We start from the raw sequence: 17,220 nt of genomic DNA, 5'->3' as shown, positions 1-17,220 counted from the left end.
AACTTAGAGTCTGATATGTTGCTGTAGTTCATACTGTCTTGGTTACATATAATTACACGAACCATGAATTCTAGTTGTGTTGTAAAATGACTCTATATACTCAAATACTATTTGCTTTGCTTCTTGTATATCCCTTATTTGATATCTTGTTAATCCACTCACGTTTAATCAGTGAGTGGAAGGACTCTATACAAGCGTTATCCCACGAATTGCCTTTGTGGCTGTAACTAAGTCGTATTTCTTTTAATTCCTCTGTATATTCCGTAGAAGTGTATTGTACCCTTCGATCACTATGTATTATCAGAGCTTTGTCATGTGGTCTTCTTGATTTAGCGATTCGTACACATTTCATCACTGACCAATGTTTAATGAATCGCTGATATCCCAAACTATAATTCTTCTAGAGTATAAATCCATAATACTTGTTAAGTAAACAAATACTTGTTCCGTCCAAATGTATGTAATATCTGTACACCAAGCTTGATTCGGTTGACTAGGAATAAAGTCTCGGTTCAGTACATTCTTTAACTTTGTATGAAAGCCTTTGGAAATTGTCGTAATTGTATATTTCTTTCGATAATGTGCACGAATATCAAGTTGTTTCATATAGTTAGATATTATTTTTTGCGATACATAAATTCCTTTATTCTTCAAAACGTTGGAGATTATCGGAGCTCCATAAATCTGATATGACTCTTTATGAATCTCTTCTATTTTAGTACAGACAAATTCTTTTCTCTTACTTTGATTCGATGGCTTTCGTTGTAACCAGTCATAATATCCCGACTTTGATACATTTAATTCAGATAGCACTCACGAAACCGACAATGAGTTCCTTTCTTCATAAACACATTGATAGATTACTTCGGTTCTTCTTCTCCCAGAATGCCGATCGCCTTTTTTAATATCTTAAGTGCATCGTCTTTCGCTTTTAACTCACGCCTTAAGCGAGCGATTTCCTTTTCTTCATCACTTGCGTAATTACCAGAGCCACGATGGTTGACTACACCACCATTGGTTTTGGCTTCTTGTTGCCATTTGTAAAATGTTGGTTGACTTATCCTAGGTTATCACAAACAGCTCTAACGCTGAGATTCGGGTTATCCTTCTTATACTGCAATGCCTGTTCTTTAAATTCTTTATCATATTGTTTTCGCATAGAGTTTTCCTTCTGTTACTCCTATTTTAACTGATTTTTCTATGTTTAGACTATCCGTTATTTATACTAGCATCATATTACACATTCTACTCTACATATATATAGAGAGAGAGTAGGGTTACTTTTAAAATTAGTATATTAAGTGTTGAACTGAATATCCCATTGTTTCTTCCATTGTACTAGATTATATACACGTGTTACAAATTAACTATAGCATTACAAGACTAACCCTAGTAATTTTTCAAGTTATAAAACGGTGAAATATTAATAAATAATTGATTATAATAATGTATGTGAGGTTGAAAATTATCTATGGACCAGTTATTTGATAGACTTAAATATAATACTGATTACTTTTTTTTCACTTAGATCAATTTCTATTTTGGATACATTCATTATCAAAAACTTACGTTGTTGATTTACATTCATCGAACTCCAATACTCTGTATCATGTGCGATTATATCCAACGAATTTTCTTTAAATTTAATATTTGACAATAATTTGCTTTTTTCTTCCATATAATATTGTTCATTAATAAATCCAATATCAAAATATCTATCTAACTCAGCCAGAGCATAATCTTTTTTTTCAAAGTGTTAATTTTGACTGAAAATGATTTTTTAATTGTATTGTTAATATACTTATTAATATCTGTTCTAATTTGTTTTTCAATATCGTTCTCATTAATGCGTTGTTGTTTTTCGTTTTCATAGTACAAATATATCTTCAAAGGTTTAACAACACTTCTGTGATTTAATATTCTTTTGGTTCCACTATCGAAACACAATGATTTAAACAGGTAAAGATGATTATCTTTTTTATTCTTACTTTGCATCATTTCCTGTACCATATCGAATTGTTCTCGTTCAATTATTTGAGGTGAATGATTATCGATGACGATTCGCTTATTTCTATATGTTCCTGTGTAAATTTCGTTTGTTAATATATTTCTAATTCTATCATAAGTCCAAATAAAACCTAAGTCCCGATGATTGGAACCGTGATAATGCAGAATCTTATTAACATTGTCTTCATTAAATAGATACATATGAAAAATTTGTTTAACAATAGGAGCTTCCAATTCGTTGATTACCAATTTTTTATTGACGGTATTATAACCAAATGGTGTTCTTCCATGAACGTAATTCCCTTCATATGCTGATTGATCTAAGGCCCTGATAGTCCTTTCCGAAATTGCTTCTCGTTCCCATTGTGCAATTAGAATTATCATTGATACAAAGAAGCGCCCAATGGCCGTCTTTGTATCAATTTTTTCTTTTAAACTGAATAATTGGACGTCGTATTCTTCAAACAACTCTATTAAATAAATTAAATCTTTCATACTCCTCGTCAGTCGATCCAAGTTATGAATTACAATTTTTGATATTAGGCCGTCTTTAATATCATCTAGTAATAATATCATTTCCCTTCTCTTTAAGTCTTTTGCTGAATATCCGTCATCAATGTATTTTATAACTTCTTCAGTAAACTCATTATCGTATGCTTTAATGTATTGTTCAATTCGCTTCTCTTGTTCCCGTAGATTGTAGCCGTTTTCTGCTTGATCATCTGTAGAGACTCTACAATAAATAGCAATTTTTCTTTCCATACAGTTCTCCTCTAGTAGTTATTATAACAATTCACATTACTCATTAAAAATTTAATCTATAAAAAATGATACCTCAGGATAGTTAGTAATAATATAATATTATTAAAGTATGGGGATCAATGAAGAAAGAACGAATATTTTTTTTGATATATATATATATATATATATATATATATATATTTAAATCATTGCTTTTCTAATCTGTTTATCACCTTAACAGAATCTTTTTATTGTATAATAAATTTTATTTAAAAGGAGTAGTATTATGAACAATTATATTTTCGAATCAAAAAGACTAGGCTTTAGAGATCTTGTAAAGGATGATATCAAGGATATCTATGAGATGAACAGGGATCCGGATGTTATGAAGTACTTTCCTGCACCTTTGACCGAAGCTGAATCTAAAGAATATGCCTTAAACGCAATAAAACACAGACAAGAATTCGATTATTCTAAATATATCGTAGAATTAAAAGATTCGGGTGAATTTATCGGAATCATTGGTTTAGTAAAAATCAATTTTGGAACTAAATTATTAGGAGAGGTTGAAATTGGGTGGCGAATGTTAAAGAAATACTGGCACAATGGATATGCAGTTGAAGGAGCGGAAGCAACTCTTAAATATGGCCATAAAACACTAAATATACCGGTTATTTATAGTTTCACCGCGGCAATCAATACCCCCTCAGAAAATGTCATGAAAAGAATAGGTATGAATTATATTGGTGTTTTTGATCATCCTAAAGTTGCTGATGATTCCAAATTGAAAAGTCATGTTTTATATAAAAGTGTTAAGACACGAAAATAACAGTTGAATAAATTGCTCCATGAATATAACAAAAAAAACCTAGATTATTTGAATCAGAAAGAGGATTCTTAAGTATGACTTATAATCCTCTTTTTGTATGCTCTCCACACTTATATCGAGCGTCCAAAGTATAGGATTAAAATTAGCGGATATTTTATATTAGTGAGTCGTGCACAACGTGCCGACGAAAGCGTAGCGATCTGATATTAAATATCCTGCGTTAAAATTTTAATCCTATGCTTTGGGTGCGAGCCGGCAAAACTAGGTGGCATAGTAGCCACCTTAATTTATATCGAAAATGGCCATTCTTTAAACCCACCGACTGAAATATATTCATCAGTTCCTTCGATATATTCAGTGGAAAATTCTACACATTCATCAAGTTCAATTTCCCCCTTGCGAACGATATAGTGTTCTTGAAAACACATTCCGTATTCTTTGCTGTAAATTTCAAAGTCTAAATCATACATTTCACACATTATCGGAATTGTGGTTACCCTTGAATTTGAACGGTCTTTTAAATCCTTATAGTAACCTTGTTCAAACATACACGTTGATACACTCCAAGCACAATCCCCATATATTTTGATACTTCCACTTTCAAAATCTAATTCATTTTCAAGGTCAGTACATGGCCACGTTCTACAAACATGAAAATCTGCATTACAACTTTTTAAACCATTTTCATCATATTCATAGTCTGCATTGATAATTTCATTCGCTTTCTTTAAATTATCTGCAGACCCTTTAATTAGCATCTCAAATTCACATATATTAGGCATATTATCTCCTTTTAAAAATGAAGTAGTGCGTGGTTCACACGCACTTACTTCTAGTAATCAGTATTATCATTAATCGGTTCGGTTGTTTCTTTTTTAAACTCATTTAAGAACTCTGCCATTTCAGTATCTCTTGAAGCATATTTTTCAAGTTGTTCCAAGAGTTTAATTTGACTAATTTTACCTTGCATTTTTTCAAGTAAAATCACATTATCAAGTTCTTTTTCTCTACGAAGTTGCCACCCTTTAACATCAATCGTATCAATAATTGCTTGTGGTGTTTCATTAGATGTCAATGCATTATAACGACTAACTGTTTTAACTACAATTGCAGTAACCGGTTCATCACTACAATTAGGAATAACAACATAATCTTTCTTGTTGATTTTTCCACTGTATTCATAAAGTCCTTCATATCCTGTTTCAATTTCTTTTGCAATAAAATAGTTCATATTAGTTTACCTTTTCCTTTTCTCCGCATATCGCGATTTCAGTTACTTTTACTTCTACATTACCATTCACAAGTGCTAGAAATAAACCAAGTGGTATTTCAATCATTGGTTCACTTACTTCATCATTATTCATACAATTAGCGTTGCTCATGATACATACTCCTTTCTACCAAGTTTTTATCTTTGCCCTTGGTGACTAAATGAAAACAGACGTGGAAAGAAAATCAAAACAATGCAAGCGGAAAAGGAAGATTATTTTTAAGGACGGAATTCGCACGAGTGCGGGTGGAGTATGAACGCAGTGAATGAACCTTAAAAATAATCTGACGCGCGCAGCATTGCTCGAGAGTAAAATTTTTATGAGCGCATTACTCATAAAAAATTTGCGAATTTTGATTTTCTTGGAACGTATGTTAGAGTACGGGAACCAAGGGCTCGAGTCATCTTTTACAAAATAAAAAAAGTAAACCAGCCAATCGGCTAGTCCACTTTCTTCGTTCTTTTATATCGCTTGTTGTCACCAATCTCAAACATGCTATCTTTAATCACCTTCATACTTTTTCTAAATTCTTTATCACTGTGGTCTTTAGAACATAGTCGGAATATGAGTTCCTCCAGGTACATTACATAATTTCCAATAAATGCAATTTCTTTATCTTGTTGTCTAATAAAAGGAATCATCGTTTTACTCATTGTCGTTTTTAAAGCTCGTTCAGTAATATTTAAATGTTCATCAAATGATTTCCATAAATAGTCATTCTCGACAACATTTTCTACTACTCTTCTTAACACCTCGATCACAGAGACTCCATCTTCTTCAGCATGACGTTTTAGATATTCATAATGTGCTTTTGGAATCCTAACTTGACCTACATTAATCATTTCCTCAACCTCTTTATATTTACCTGGATAATCAACAAATCCAGAGAGTGTAGCTGAAGTTGATTTAGAAATGTTTGTACTTGTGTATAAAAATCGTTGTAGTGTTTTTCTATTTAATCCAGTAATATTAGATACTTCAGAAACGTTCAATTTTTCTTTTTCCATTCTATTTATTAATTTTTCTCTTAATTCGTTCATATTTCCTCCTGTCGCAAAGTCGCGATTATAATTACAAAATACTGCGACAATAACATATAAAAAGTCGCAAAAGTCCATATGTCGCACTTTTTATTATTGTTTTATGTCAAAATGTCGCACAATGTTACCAAAACTGCCCCTCGAAATCGCCACTGGCGATTTGCTACAAGTAACTTATGGGACACCATAAGTTACGCCCCTTATCCTGCTAATACTAAATTGGACACCCTAAAGGGTGTAAAACTCCAATTTGGTATTTTTCGCTTGCGTTAGCAAGCGCGATTTTAAGAAAGGCTCTACTGCCTTACAACAAATAGATATTTGCCTTAATTGCAGAAGAGTCTTTCCCAAAGAATGCACGCACCCCGCGTGCAAAAAACTAGGTCGCTTTGCGACTTCAAACAAACAATTACAACTCTATATCTAAATCGGGCGCTTTGCCTAACGATACATATTCATACAACTTCTCTACATCCTTAATTTCGTTATAGGTTACTTTAAATACATTGTTTTTATGATTTATCAGAAAGTCATTTCCTTCTCGTTCAACCTCAATTTTTTCAGATTGTAATAGCTCGTTTTTGATGTATTTATTAATTTGATACTCAACGAGTTTTGCCTCTAAATTTAAAAACGGCAAGGTTCGTCTTGACGTGTATGGATCTAATTTTTTATTTTTTATTTCGTAAATTGTCATAGCGGATAAGGCGATGTCTTTTTCTTTTACCCGTTTTTCATATTGTTGAAATCTTGGAAGATGCCTCTTAAAATCAAAACTAGATCCCCAGGACATTTTCTCCTCAATCATCTTATAATCATATTTTTTAATTTGATCTTTAGGTACCGGAAACATCATGTTTAAATGAACAACACCGATATAGTTATTATGACTTCCTGGTATCTTCTTAAAATCTATCGTGTCTTCCATCATCCTTTCTGTTGCTTTATAATGCCCAACGTTTGCTACATAAACAATTCCTGTATTTTTTAATTCAAATACAGGAAAAAAGGGTTTGAATTTATGCTCGCCATAGTCTTGATTCGGAACTCGTGTATCCCCATATTCTCTTAAGTAATTTAAATACTCCTCATTTATTTGTACCCACATTACGGCTCCTTTCCACATGGCAATCATTGCCATGTAATAAAAAAGACACGATTTACGTGTCTAATAAAATAAAAACCCCTCACAGATTAATGAGGGGCACTCTAATTTTTTATTGAGGTTTCAACCTCTTTACAATTGTCAGCATTTGGAACTTCCCCTTGGTCGCTGATAACCATTACTATTATATCATATTAAAAATTAAAAATATCATATTTAGTCTCGAATTCCCAGTTATCTAAAAATTCAAGTAATTTATTTGACACGGTTTTTTCCATATTTTTTTTAACTAATTCTTTCTCTAAACACCCTTCAAATCCGTAGCACTTACAGCCTAATCTATCTTTAAAATAGTCATTGAGTAAGTCATGTCCCTGCATATAAAATTTGCTCTCTAATTTTTCTTTATCATTTTTTATAAGATTTGTATCATCATCATAGAACAGATAGGTATTTATCTCCAATGCAAGGAATATCTCTACAAATATAGGCATATTGAACTTGCCATTTGTCATAAAGATATGATAATCTTCAAACAATTTGTCTGCTTTAGAAAGAACTTTATTAATAAAAACTTTATCTGAATTACCTTCACATAGTATTACATTTTTTGTAAAGAGTGCTTCTAAAAAATCCTTATAGTAGTATTCTTTAATATATTTTCTCAAATGTATTTCTTCATAATAATTTCTATGAACTTCTGGCCAACTTCCTTTAACTTTTTCAAACGTTTTATCTAGTTTCTCAATATTATTAGAAATACTAATTGTTTTAGCTTTATGTGTATGATCATTGATAATCTTAATATCAGAAATTTCTAAGTTTAACATCGACAACAATCTTGGTGAATGACTCGCTATATATACACTTTTACCAGATTCTACTAATGAGTTAATAACTTTCGCAATTTTGTTTAAAAGTGTTGGGTGCGAATATTGTTCTGGTTCATCAATAAATATGTACTTCTTATTACTCTCTTTTAAAAGTTGTAGAAAGAAATAGTATTTTTGACCCGAACCGATTTTTGCTTTAAACTCTTTAGAATTAATTTGGATAGGCTTAGTTACTGATATTTTTTTATTTATCTCAATAATATCACTGGTTATCTCATTACCATTAAGTTTTGCAACTTCGTCAAAAGCTCCATTTACCCGATTACTATTCTTTTCAATTTCTTGTTCATACATTTTTTTTGTTTTCTCAAATTCTGCGTTAATCTTATCAGTATCTAAAATATCAGTTAGTAGAAACTCCATTGTCTTAGACCGTGTAGTGCTGGTATCTGTTTCTTTAATTTCATCATCTAAGTAAATCTCAGCAGGCATATAAAAAATTTCGCGTTCCGATATCCCGTTATTTATTAAATCATCAATCAGTGTATTGAGTTTAGTTGTTTTCCCGAATCCATTTGGACCGATATAGACTTCTATTTTCCCCACTACATTACCTCCCCATGGTTATACCCTTATTATACTTAAACGCATTTTAATATCAACTATACAATATTAAGATAAAAATAATCAAAAACCAAAAACCAATTCTGGATTAAATCTCTTTCCATTTTCTATAAACTCCACATGAACATGTGCTCCAGCACTGTCTCCGGTATTACCCAGTAAACCAATACTTTGTTTGATTTTAACTGATTCTCCAATAACTAGTGAACTTGGTTTTTGCATATGTGCAAATCGAATGCTAAATTCTGGATACTTTTTACTTTGTACTACGATGTAATTTCCCCACCCATTCGCATCATATCCTTTTCCAGATATTGTTCCTTCAATCATACTATATAAAGGATGACCTTCTTGTCCATCATTGGGTGCTAAATCAATTGCGTTGTGCATATGCCAATCTCCAGTTCCCCAAGGATCATACATTCCAAAACGTGCAGTGATTTGGTATGAATTACTGGGCAAAGGTAATGCCATTTCGAGCCCTTTGTAATCACTCATTTTAGATGGAATATCACCAAAGTATATTTGGTCAGAATCTTCAAACAATTGGATGTTTTTCTTCAATTCATCTATAGTGACTTCTTTATCCGACAAATGTGGTTTAACGGCCGTTACAAATTCATCAAGGGAAACAAGTTTACATTCCTTATCACATACATAAGCATATTTAATCATCTCATTTACTTTTCCTTGAGATATTTCGTTAGGGTTGTTATACCACATTGCGCCATAAAGCCATCCAAACGGCACCAGCACATTTTTTTCTTTCTGAGTGTTCATAATGGGTTCTCGGTAATATAAATCGAAGAATGACTGTCTATCGCCTTGTGAATCGGCCATGATTCCAGTTGTTGTTTGAGATAGTGCTGAAGACATCATCATTAAAAATAATACAGGAATGGCCAATGAGAGAATGACTGCACTTAAACTGACTCCAAGTGACTTTTTCATTCGAAGTCACTCTCATTCTTTTTGGCTTTCCATTTACTAATTAATCCTTGTTTTGTTGGGATTTCTGTCATTGTACGTAACGCGTAAAATTTTTCCTGGTTCTTTTTAGCCAGTTTCCGTTTCTTTATGATCCGCCACTTGGGGATTATCGTTGGTTGATAATCTTCAACATACTCATTATTGATTGTAATAACATCAATATCTTTTTTAGTAAGTAACGTCATTAATTTATCGCGGTGTTCAAAATCACTAATCATAACAGCAACTTCCACTTCCGGATTTACTGCAGTAATTAAATCAACGTAGTACCAGGTGTGAGCATCACTCAATGTTGCATCATTATCAAGAATAATAAAATCTACGAATGATGGTGCGTGAATGAGATCGCTAACATGACTAGCTATAAGTCCCATTTGATATCTATCACTGTCATTTAAAAAATTTAATATTTCCATAATTACTCCTTTCGATATTAATTCAAGATACATGGCAATGATTGCCATGTTAATAGTTTTCGTTATCTGGTAGGTCTACATTATTTTCAGACTCGTTATCGTAAAAATCAATAGGCTCAAGGTCGATGTCTGGTTGAGGTTTATATAAATTAGCCATTGGATCAGGTAATAACTTCCAATACTCAGTTATGTCATCCTCAATACGTGGATAGATTTCGTTATTGTTTGTCTTCTCAAAAACATTCACAAGTCCCGTATCCATCCACACGGGTAAAATTGTTTTAAATGCATACATACTTCTTCGTTTAGCGACTGCATCGGGAATCCCTAATGTCGTCAAGTATTCATTTTTAAAAATTGGGACTCTTGAGGAATTATATTGATAGCTATTTTTATTTAAAGAAATATCAAATAAGCCTCTCGAGTTTTCTGTTTGAGTTGAAGATACTACGGCTAAGTGTCCTGTCTTTTCTTGGAAATCTTTAATTTCTGTTTGGTCTGCAAATTCCGTCCAAATACGGATCCCTAAGTTATCAAGAATTGATTGAGTATCTTTTTCGCCATACAAAGACTGAATTTGAGGTGTTCCTTGGTAACCTAGATGATAAAAAATATTACGTCCACGTGACAAGGTTAGACGTTGCACGAAATTCTTGAACTTACCATTATTCGTAAATTCATCCAATAAGAAATGCCATCGCGTTGGAAGTTTACTTTTATCACATCGATTGGATTCATCAACCAATACACGATAACAATATTCAACAAGACCTGGTGCCATACGATTCATACTGTCTTTTTCATCGGGGGAAACAATGAATAAAGCAAAAGGCTTACTGTCGGTTTTGGTGTAATCTCTCAGATTAAAATCACTATATGACGTTTGTTTTTTAACTTTTTCATAACTATATTCTCGAATGGATGACGTTGCCATTGTATTGAATGACATCCGTACTTTTGACGATGACATGCCATAGTTCCCAAAGGCAATCTTTTCAATTTGTGTTCGCTTTGGTGAATTGAAGTAACGATCAAGTATTGACCCGTCTTGTTCAGATTTTCCTAGCTGAATAATGTTATTAAAAACATTGCTTATCGATTTCGTTGTGATTGGAAAATCTTTTCTTAAACAAATTGCTAGAATGACTGAAGCAATTGCACTTTCGGAACCGTCACCCCACATCGGTGTTTCGTTTTCTGAACGTGGGATTAAGGATGCAGCTAAATCGATTGCCTCCATTTGCGCTGAATCCAAATCACCTTCATCAACATGATTAATGACTTCTTGAAGTAAATTGACACGATCACCGTATTCTGGATTACGATAATCTACAATACGCACATCATAGCCTTGCTTTTCAAGATACTTCTTGGTTGTTGAATAGATTTCACGTTTATTATCCGAAATAATCATGTTCTCTTTATGTTGCCCCATTATGTAAACTGCAGGAATAAAGATACGCGTTGTCTTACCAATCCCTGTTGCTCCATCAACACCAGAATGATAATCAAGTCGTTCATATAAGTATTCATCTTTCTTTTCGTTATACCCTACAGGGATCCCTCCTCCATACTCTGGTATAAAATTCTTTTTTCTTTTCATAAACCCTCCTTTTTCCCTTTGCATTTAATACTATTTTATTTTCATTCTTCCAAACGCTTCATCAATTTCTTCATCCGTGGCCATACGTGCAACATCTTCATGTTCTGTAATAAAATCTTTTGAATTATTCCACGACAATAAGAATATGACGGCTATCGCGAGTGCCAAAAGAAGTAAAATTTGTGGTTTATCTTGGTAAAAGGATAACCATGCTATAGGGTTTAAATAATGAATAATTCTTAAAGGAATTTTGTTTATTAAATCCGATATGTATAGAACCAAAAAATTAATTGATATAAACGCAACCACGATCATGACAATCAATTCTTTAGTAGTCGATTTCTTCTTCATATTCGCGCTCTCTTTCTTTCTCTTTCTCTTTACGTGGTTTCATAGCAAATAAGAAGCCTTGTATTCCAAGCATGAATTGTTTGTTGACACTTGACTGAAGTTTATTGAATGAACCCGCAAAGTTAAGGGGAACATCATTAAAATCAAAATCCGGATGCAATAGTTCATTACGATGTTCGGTCACAAATTTAACAATCTCATTATCAAGTCTTCGATTAATTTTATCCATCTGGTTGTTGTAGTATTCTTTGCCTTTTGACTCACTACCATAAACACTCACAAATGCTTCAGTTATTTCATTTAAACTATTTTTATAAATAGACATTGATTTCAACTCTTCAACCATCATTTCTCGTGTGCCTTCTAATTGTTTATATACATCTGGATGCCATTTTTCTAAAGATAGAGCGCTTTTTCTTCCGTCAAGGGGAATTGATAAGGATAAATCCTTAAACGCTCTCAGTAGGGCTTTATCTCCGTCACTTAAGGATATTAACTTATGGTGACCAAGAACTGTTCTACTACCGATTAAATCATCAATTTTCTTATCTGAAAACATCATTTTTGCCTCTTCAATTACGCGTTTATAGTTTTGATCCTTTTCTTTATAAGAATCAACTTGATTAATAATTGTATTCGCTAAGGAACTTCTGACTTTTAAAATTTCGCGTTTCTTAAATAAGGGCTGTTCAATACGTGACTTATCAAAGAAATAAATATGCATGTGTGGATTTTCCGTATTGGAATGAACGTATCCACTCCATACAAGATTTTCACGCTTTATGTCTAACTGTTTCGCGCAACTTAAAATATAACTATTTGCCAAGATCATGAAGTCTTGCTTTGTTACAAGTCCTAATTTTGTGGCATCCTCAGACTTAAATGAAATAACGGATTGATAGATTTCTTTGGGTTGCAACGTCTCAAGTTCATAGAGTGCTTGTTCATTTGTTTTACCACCTTGAAAATCAAACCCAGGGTATCCATCATCCTCCTCAAATCGACCATAGTAATTTATAATCGCTTCTGGGTTCTCCAGGACATCATCAATCGCTATAGCATCTTCTTCTTTAACTTCGACCGCTTCATCACGGCCATAATAATTTACGATGTTTGCATAGTTTTTACTTCCTACATCAACTCTTCGTATATTTAAAAACATCATTCCCATGTCAACACCTCTTTTCTAAATAAAACAACATGGCAATCATTGCCATGTTGTATCAACGTAAATTCTCAAAGTAAATAAATCGTGGATCATCTTGTTCCATTTTCCCATCTACTTTCATAATTGCTTTTCCATATTCCATTAAAAACTCACCCTGTTTAACTTCAAATTCAAGCCAATCCAAGTTCGCTGAATCTAACATATTTTCTTTAGCTAAAATATTTCGAGTTGTATTATCAGCCATAAAGAAGAATTTATATGCGCTGTTAGCAACAAGCGAAATCCCTTCATCACTTGAGTCACCACGTGATACATCCGCGTATTCTTGGGACGCTGCAGTTAAACCACAATCAAATTTACGATTTTCCTTGGATAGTTTTCGCATCCATTGCGATATATAGGGTGTATCTCGATTTAATAATGCATGCACTTCATCCGCATAGATTCGTTTAAAATTAGGATACTTGTGAGTCATAACATATCCCCACGTGAAACTAATAATATTATAGTATTGTGCAGATAGGATGTTACTGTCTTTTCCTTGTAAGCGTGAAATATCAAAATTCATGAGTAAGGAATCATCGAGATCGATGTTTGTTGTTCCCGAGAAGATTGTACTTTCTGCACCACGTCCAAGACTATGAATAAAGACAAGTGTCTTCGCAAGCATCTCTGCAGGAATTAATCCATCAACCGTAAGCGATTTTTTCTTCATGATTTCAACATAGGTATAAAATTCCGAAAAGGTTGGGAAGTCTTCATTTTTCATGGCCAAGATATCACGTGCTGTAGAGTGAATTGTGATCCCTCTTGTTTCATAAAACTCAAGTAGCAAAGTATCAATGACACGTATATATAAACTCTTATCATCCATTTCTTGACCGAGCTGTAGATTAAAGAATGTTCTCAAGAAAAGAAGATGTAATCCTAGTGGATAGATATTATCTAAATCGATATCGTTCTCTTCGTGTTCTTCGCTTTTGATTTCATAATCAATACGTACTTGAAGTGGGTTAATCATACCACTTGTATTACTCGACATATCCAGGACTTCTCCACCAAGATCTTTCGTAAGATTTACAAGTTCTTTTCCTACGACATCGATGATGAATTGTCTTTCGTGTCTTCCAAATCGTGACTTGATTAAGTTCATAATTAAGGTTGTTTTACCCGATCCGGATACCCCCGTTATAAACTCGTTTGAGTTTACACGTGAGACTGTTTTAAGCCGTGTATCTAAAAGAATGGCTTCACCCGAAAAACTCTTACCAATTTCAATCGGCATGTTTTGGTCTACCAGTGTTTCATTAATGAATGGAAAACCCCATCCTAATTCATCGGAACTAATTATTTTTGAATAAGCAGTCTTATTGAAATGATTAACACCAATAGGTGCACACGTTTCAAACAGAACGTTTTGTTCTCCAAATCCTTGTTTGACCATGAAACTGGCTTTACCCACAGTCTTAATAAGTCGTGATTCTTGTTCCTTAAGTAATTCGAGTGAATTTGCTTTAATTCTAAAGGTAATGACAACTGAATACATTTGAAGTCCATACAATAATTGATCTTGTTGATTATCAACAGCACGGTATTGTTGTTCTAGTTTTTTCTTATCATCATCCTTTAATCGTGAATTATCCATATCTTGATTTAAGGCAGATTTTGTTTTGTTAAACATCTTGCGAGACACATCATAATCCACTTTATTTAAATGAATTGAGTAGTCAAGTTCCGTTATCCCCATGAATGTTGCAAGCCATCCTACAGGTGGTTCTTCAGGTGTTGCATGGATGTAAAACATTTTTTGAAACAATCCATCCGAAACGATATATTGATTTAAGATACCATCATCAGCAAGACTAAACGAACCCATATCCAGGTAATTCGTAATTGTATGGTCTTGGTTGATATCTAGTTTTGGTAATGATGTGAATTGTGATGTCATTGGATTTAAGTAGTTGAATAGAACAATGAGTGTCTCAAATTTCCCTACTAAATCGAAATCCATTTTTTCATCCACAAACAAGCGTTTGAGGCTCGCATGAGTAGCCTCAAATTCTTCTTCGTTTTTGGCCGTCACAATGATATAAAAGTGACGTTCTTTAATCTCGCCATTGATGATGCGTTGTTGAAGTAATAATCGTTCCTCCTCCAAGATTTTAAATCGTACAAACTGTTTAGGATCCTTGATATCCAATCGACTTAACTCAATTTCAAACTGTTCCATATAGTCTGCTAAATTTGATTTTTTATCTTCTTTAAATATTTGAAGATCATCAATTGGATACTGTTGCAAAATGTACGAAAATGAATCGACATATTTTTGTTGGTCGTTATCCCGCAAATTATCAAAATTTACGGAATGGACACGAAGTAACTTAACAAGTCTTTTTTGACTATTTATCAAATTAAGATTGTCATCAACTTTAAAATTCATAACTTTATTCGTTGGTTTAAACTTTTTTAACATTCCTATTCCTTTCTACATGGCAATGATTGCCATGTTACTCTTTCGGTTTATTATTGCTTGCTTTAAGGCGGTGATTCGCGCTTGTTTTTTGGCGCTCACTTTCAACGGTCTTTCGCACACCCTGGTCTCGATAACCTTGCCATCCTGTTGATTGTGTTTTATTACTTCCTGTAGCACGTAAAGTTGTCGAACTGCTACCAGGAGATTTTGTTGATTTATTATCGTTTGAAGTTGGTTTTGTGTATTGGTTACTTAATCGTGAACTGTTTCGTTGTGTTCTTTCGTCACGTGTTCCTGTCGAACTCCCTTTAGTAGATTCTTGACCCGAATAATGTTCACGAGGTTTTGGATTCTCTGTATGAGTTGGATTCATATCTTTTGATGTCATACGTTGTACATCAGGGTTTGAACTATCTCTTTTATCCGGATTTAAGTCTTGAGATGTCATACGTTGCGCTTCTTGTTTATCATATGGTGCAGAAGAGTTATTAGTATTTGAAGTATCATTGTTTTTATTATTTCCATCATCACCTACCTCTTCTTTATTACTTGAAGATTTTAGTCCACCATACTGCATTAAATTGGATGCTTGACTTCTCGTCTTAGCGCCCATTTTGTTTGCTTTCGTTCCTTCATTTCCTAGAATTGTTTTCCCTTCACCTTTTATGGCACCTGAAGCAAATCTCAAGGGTGCACTGGCTACATTACCAACATTACCCAAAGTTCCTTTCCCTCTACCGGTAAAAGCACCTTTAAACATATTGCCTAGTCCCGAAGCAGTTGCCATAGCACTACCTACAACACCCGCCATAAGAGCACGTCCCGCATTAGCACCCATTAAAGCACTTTGTGCAGATTGTAAAAGTGAGCCTTGTGACCCTCCGGTTATACCGGATACAATTGTTGGGAATTGAATTACAAATAAGAATCCTACAATCAATACGAGTAATTGTAAAAAGAAGTTTGAACTCTTCATTTCTGCTATAAATACCATCGAGAAAATAAGGATCCACATTTGCATGGCAGTCATAAACAATCCGTTTGCAAATTGCCCTACGACAAATCGCCACCCTTGGTTATTATCAGTAACCAGGGTAATGGTAGCAAACGGTGAAATTGTTAATAAACCACCGATGGATAAACCACGGAATAATATTTGTAATGCAATATAGATTAATAAAAATAAAACGATGAAGCTGATGATCATCGTTGGAAATGGATTTAGTGTAAATTTATAGTCTTTCCCTTCTTTTTGGTTGTAATCAAAATCAGGTTGGTTAAATTCTGAAACAAAAGCCTTTGTTTTCTCTTCACTCATTTTAGGGTTCGCTGCAGCGATTGTAATTCGTACAACTTCATCATCTAACGATGAAATTTGTTCATTAGATGTTACATGAATCGATGCCTCACTCACACCTTCAAAAGCCCAAAGAATAAAGGGCTTTGTTCCCCCAATAAGTAAGACACTACACAAGGCTCCAATAATGATATGTTTGACTTTCTTTTCAAGTTCTCCTTTGATTGTGGCCATGACTAATAAAAATAAAACGACAACAACTAGCAAGTTTACGGCAACAAGTGAGAACATATCATAACCGGATGAAACAATATCGGATTTTAAGAATGTTAATTTTGATGCAGGAATAATAACATCTTTGACAAATGAACTTTGTAGTCCGAGAGAAAATTCCATGATGCCCCACATAATGGTGCGCCACAGTTCGTCCATTGCTTGTCCTACCCAATCAAGCATAATAATGTACCTCCTT

The 17,220-nt window shown here is 33.5% G+C and carries 18 protein-coding genes; 1 reads left to right on the top strand and 17 read right to left on the bottom strand.

Annotated features, from left to right (window positions below):
* Positions 1-42: 42 nt before the first annotated feature.
* From B096_RS10270 to B096_RS09435, 4 genes are all read right to left on the bottom strand, one after another.
* Entirely contained in the window at positions 43-138 is a 96-nt protein-coding gene (locus B096_RS10270; protein ID WP_482788915.1) for an IS3 family transposase, read from the bottom strand.
* A complete protein-coding gene (locus B096_RS10245) occupies positions 101-352 on the bottom strand; it encodes an integrase core domain-containing protein (RefSeq protein ID WP_156813086.1) in 252 nt (83 codons plus the stop codon). Before B096_RS10245 ends, B096_RS10270 begins: the two co-directional genes overlap by 38 nt.
* On the bottom strand, positions 352-813 hold the full coding sequence (locus B096_RS10240; RefSeq protein WP_156813085.1) for an IS3 family transposase: 462 nt from the start codon (positions 811-813) through the stop codon (positions 352-354). The genes B096_RS10245 and B096_RS10240 overlap by 1 nt, the downstream gene beginning before the upstream one ends.
* Positions 814-1,719: 906 nt before the next feature.
* Positions 1,720-2,769 (bottom strand): recombinase family protein, encoded by a 1,050-nt coding sequence (locus tag B096_RS09435; RefSeq protein WP_018579005.1) that lies wholly within the window; start codon positions 2,767-2,769, stop codon positions 1,720-1,722.
* Between the two features lie 265 nt (positions 2,770-3,034).
* Here B096_RS09435 and B096_RS0101450 point away from each other — a divergent pair, with 265 nt between their 5' ends.
* On the top strand, positions 3,035-3,577 hold the full coding sequence (locus B096_RS0101450; RefSeq protein WP_018579004.1) for a GNAT family N-acetyltransferase: 543 nt from the start codon (positions 3,035-3,037) through the stop codon (positions 3,575-3,577).
* Positions 3,578-3,864: 287 nt separating this feature from the next.
* On the opposite strand, the gene B096_RS0101445 is transcribed toward B096_RS0101450, so the two are convergent.
* From B096_RS0101445 to B096_RS0101385, 13 genes are all read right to left on the bottom strand, one after another.
* Positions 3,865-4,359 (bottom strand): hypothetical protein, encoded by a 495-nt coding sequence (locus tag B096_RS0101445; RefSeq protein WP_018579003.1) that lies wholly within the window; start codon positions 4,357-4,359, stop codon positions 3,865-3,867.
* Positions 4,360-4,409: 50 nt separating this feature from the next.
* Positions 4,410-4,808: a hypothetical protein gene (locus B096_RS0101440; RefSeq protein ID WP_018579002.1), complete on the bottom strand. Its 399-nt coding sequence runs from the start codon at positions 4,806-4,808 to the stop codon at positions 4,410-4,412.
* 1 nt (position 4,809) lies between these two features.
* Positions 4,810-4,959, bottom strand: a complete 150-nt coding sequence (locus tag B096_RS09880; protein ID WP_018579001.1) for a hypothetical protein — start codon at positions 4,957-4,959, stop codon at positions 4,810-4,812.
* A gap of 329 nt (positions 4,960-5,288) precedes the next feature.
* A complete protein-coding gene (locus B096_RS0101430) occupies positions 5,289-5,888 on the bottom strand; it encodes a hypothetical protein (RefSeq protein ID WP_018579000.1) in 600 nt (199 codons plus the stop codon).
* Between the two features lie 409 nt (positions 5,889-6,297).
* Positions 6,298-6,996, bottom strand: coding sequence for a type III toxin-antitoxin system ToxN/AbiQ family toxin (locus B096_RS09730; protein ID WP_018578999.1), 699 nt, complete (start codon positions 6,994-6,996; stop codon positions 6,298-6,300).
* Between the two features lie 191 nt (positions 6,997-7,187).
* Positions 7,188-8,432 (bottom strand): ATP-dependent nuclease, encoded by a 1,245-nt coding sequence (locus B096_RS0101420; protein WP_018578998.1) that lies wholly within the window; start codon positions 8,430-8,432, stop codon positions 7,188-7,190.
* Between the two features lie 81 nt (positions 8,433-8,513).
* Positions 8,514-9,401, bottom strand: a complete 888-nt coding sequence (locus B096_RS0101415; protein ID WP_018578997.1) for a M23 family metallopeptidase — start codon at positions 9,399-9,401, stop codon at positions 8,514-8,516.
* Positions 9,398-9,856, bottom strand: coding sequence for a hypothetical protein (locus B096_RS0101410; RefSeq protein ID WP_018578996.1), 459 nt, complete (start codon positions 9,854-9,856; stop codon positions 9,398-9,400). Before B096_RS0101410 ends, B096_RS0101415 begins: the two co-directional genes overlap by 4 nt.
* 49 nt (positions 9,857-9,905) lie before the next feature.
* Positions 9,906-11,459: a type IV secretory system conjugative DNA transfer family protein gene (locus B096_RS0101405; protein ID WP_018578995.1), complete on the bottom strand. Its 1,554-nt coding sequence runs from the start codon at positions 11,457-11,459 to the stop codon at positions 9,906-9,908.
* 30 nt (positions 11,460-11,489) lie between these two features.
* Complete coding sequence (locus B096_RS0101400; RefSeq protein WP_018578994.1) at positions 11,490-11,810, bottom strand: hypothetical protein; 321 nt, start codon at positions 11,808-11,810, stop codon at positions 11,490-11,492.
* Positions 11,788-12,981: a relaxase MobL gene (gene mobL / locus B096_RS0101395; protein WP_018578993.1), complete on the bottom strand. Its 1,194-nt coding sequence runs from the start codon at positions 12,979-12,981 to the stop codon at positions 11,788-11,790. The genes B096_RS0101400 and mobL overlap by 23 nt, the downstream gene beginning before the upstream one ends.
* A 52-nt stretch (positions 12,982-13,033) precedes the next feature.
* Positions 13,034-15,451, bottom strand: coding sequence for a VirB4 family type IV secretion system protein (locus B096_RS0101390; RefSeq protein WP_018578992.1), 2,418 nt, complete (start codon positions 15,449-15,451; stop codon positions 13,034-13,036).
* Positions 15,452-15,485: 34 nt separating this feature from the next.
* Entirely contained in the window at positions 15,486-17,204 is a 1,719-nt protein-coding gene (locus B096_RS0101385; protein WP_018578991.1) for an SLC5/6 family protein, read from the bottom strand.
* Between the last annotated feature and the right edge of the window lie 16 nt (positions 17,205-17,220).

Source organism: Erysipelothrix tonsillarum DSM 14972 (assembly GCF_000373785.1).
Classification (GTDB): domain Bacteria; phylum Bacillota_I; class Bacilli_A; order Erysipelotrichales; family Erysipelotrichaceae; genus Erysipelothrix; species Erysipelothrix tonsillarum.
Note: the sequence above shows the minus strand (reverse complement) of the source record. Positions and strands in the feature narration are given on the sequence as shown.

Coding starts and splice junctions, on each gene's coding strand:
- B096_RS10245 (WP_156813086.1), bottom strand. CDS start 352: ATGAAATGTGTACGAATCGCTAAATCAAGAAGACCACATGACAAAGCT.
- B096_RS09435 (WP_018579005.1), bottom strand. CDS start 2,769: ATGGAAAGAAAAATTGCTATTTATTGTAGAGTCTCTACAGATGATCAA.
- B096_RS0101450 (WP_018579004.1), top strand. CDS start 3,035: ATGAACAATTATATTTTCGAATCAAAAAGACTAGGCTTTAGAGATCTT.
- B096_RS0101445 (WP_018579003.1), bottom strand. CDS start 4,359: ATGCCTAATATATGTGAATTTGAGATGCTAATTAAAGGGTCTGCAGAT.
- B096_RS0101440 (WP_018579002.1), bottom strand. CDS start 4,808: ATGAACTATTTTATTGCAAAAGAAATTGAAACAGGATATGAAGGACTT.
- B096_RS09880 (WP_018579001.1), bottom strand. CDS start 4,959: ATGAGCAACGCTAATTGTATGAATAATGATGAAGTAAGTGAACCAATG.
- B096_RS0101430 (WP_018579000.1), bottom strand. CDS start 5,888: ATGAACGAATTAAGAGAAAAATTAATAAATAGAATGGAAAAAGAAAAA.
- B096_RS09730 (WP_018578999.1), bottom strand. CDS start 6,996: ATGTGGGTACAAATAAATGAGGAGTATTTAAATTACTTAAGAGAATAT.
- B096_RS0101415 (WP_018578997.1), bottom strand. CDS start 9,401: ATGAAAAAGTCACTTGGAGTCAGTTTAAGTGCAGTCATTCTCTCATTG.
- B096_RS0101410 (WP_018578996.1), bottom strand. CDS start 9,856: ATGGAAATATTAAATTTTTTAAATGACAGTGATAGATATCAAATGGGA.
- B096_RS0101405 (WP_018578995.1), bottom strand. CDS start 11,459: ATGAAAAGAAAAAAGAATTTTATACCAGAGTATGGAGGAGGGATCCCT.
- B096_RS0101400 (WP_018578994.1), bottom strand. CDS start 11,810: ATGAAGAAGAAATCGACTACTAAAGAATTGATTGTCATGATCGTGGTT.
- mobL (WP_018578993.1), bottom strand. CDS start 12,981: ATGGGAATGATGTTTTTAAATATACGAAGAGTTGATGTAGGAAGTAAA.
- B096_RS0101390 (WP_018578992.1), bottom strand. CDS start 15,451: ATGTTAAAAAAGTTTAAACCAACGAATAAAGTTATGAATTTTAAAGTT.
- B096_RS0101385 (WP_018578991.1), bottom strand. CDS start 17,204: ATGCTTGATTGGGTAGGACAAGCAATGGACGAACTGTGGCGCACCATT.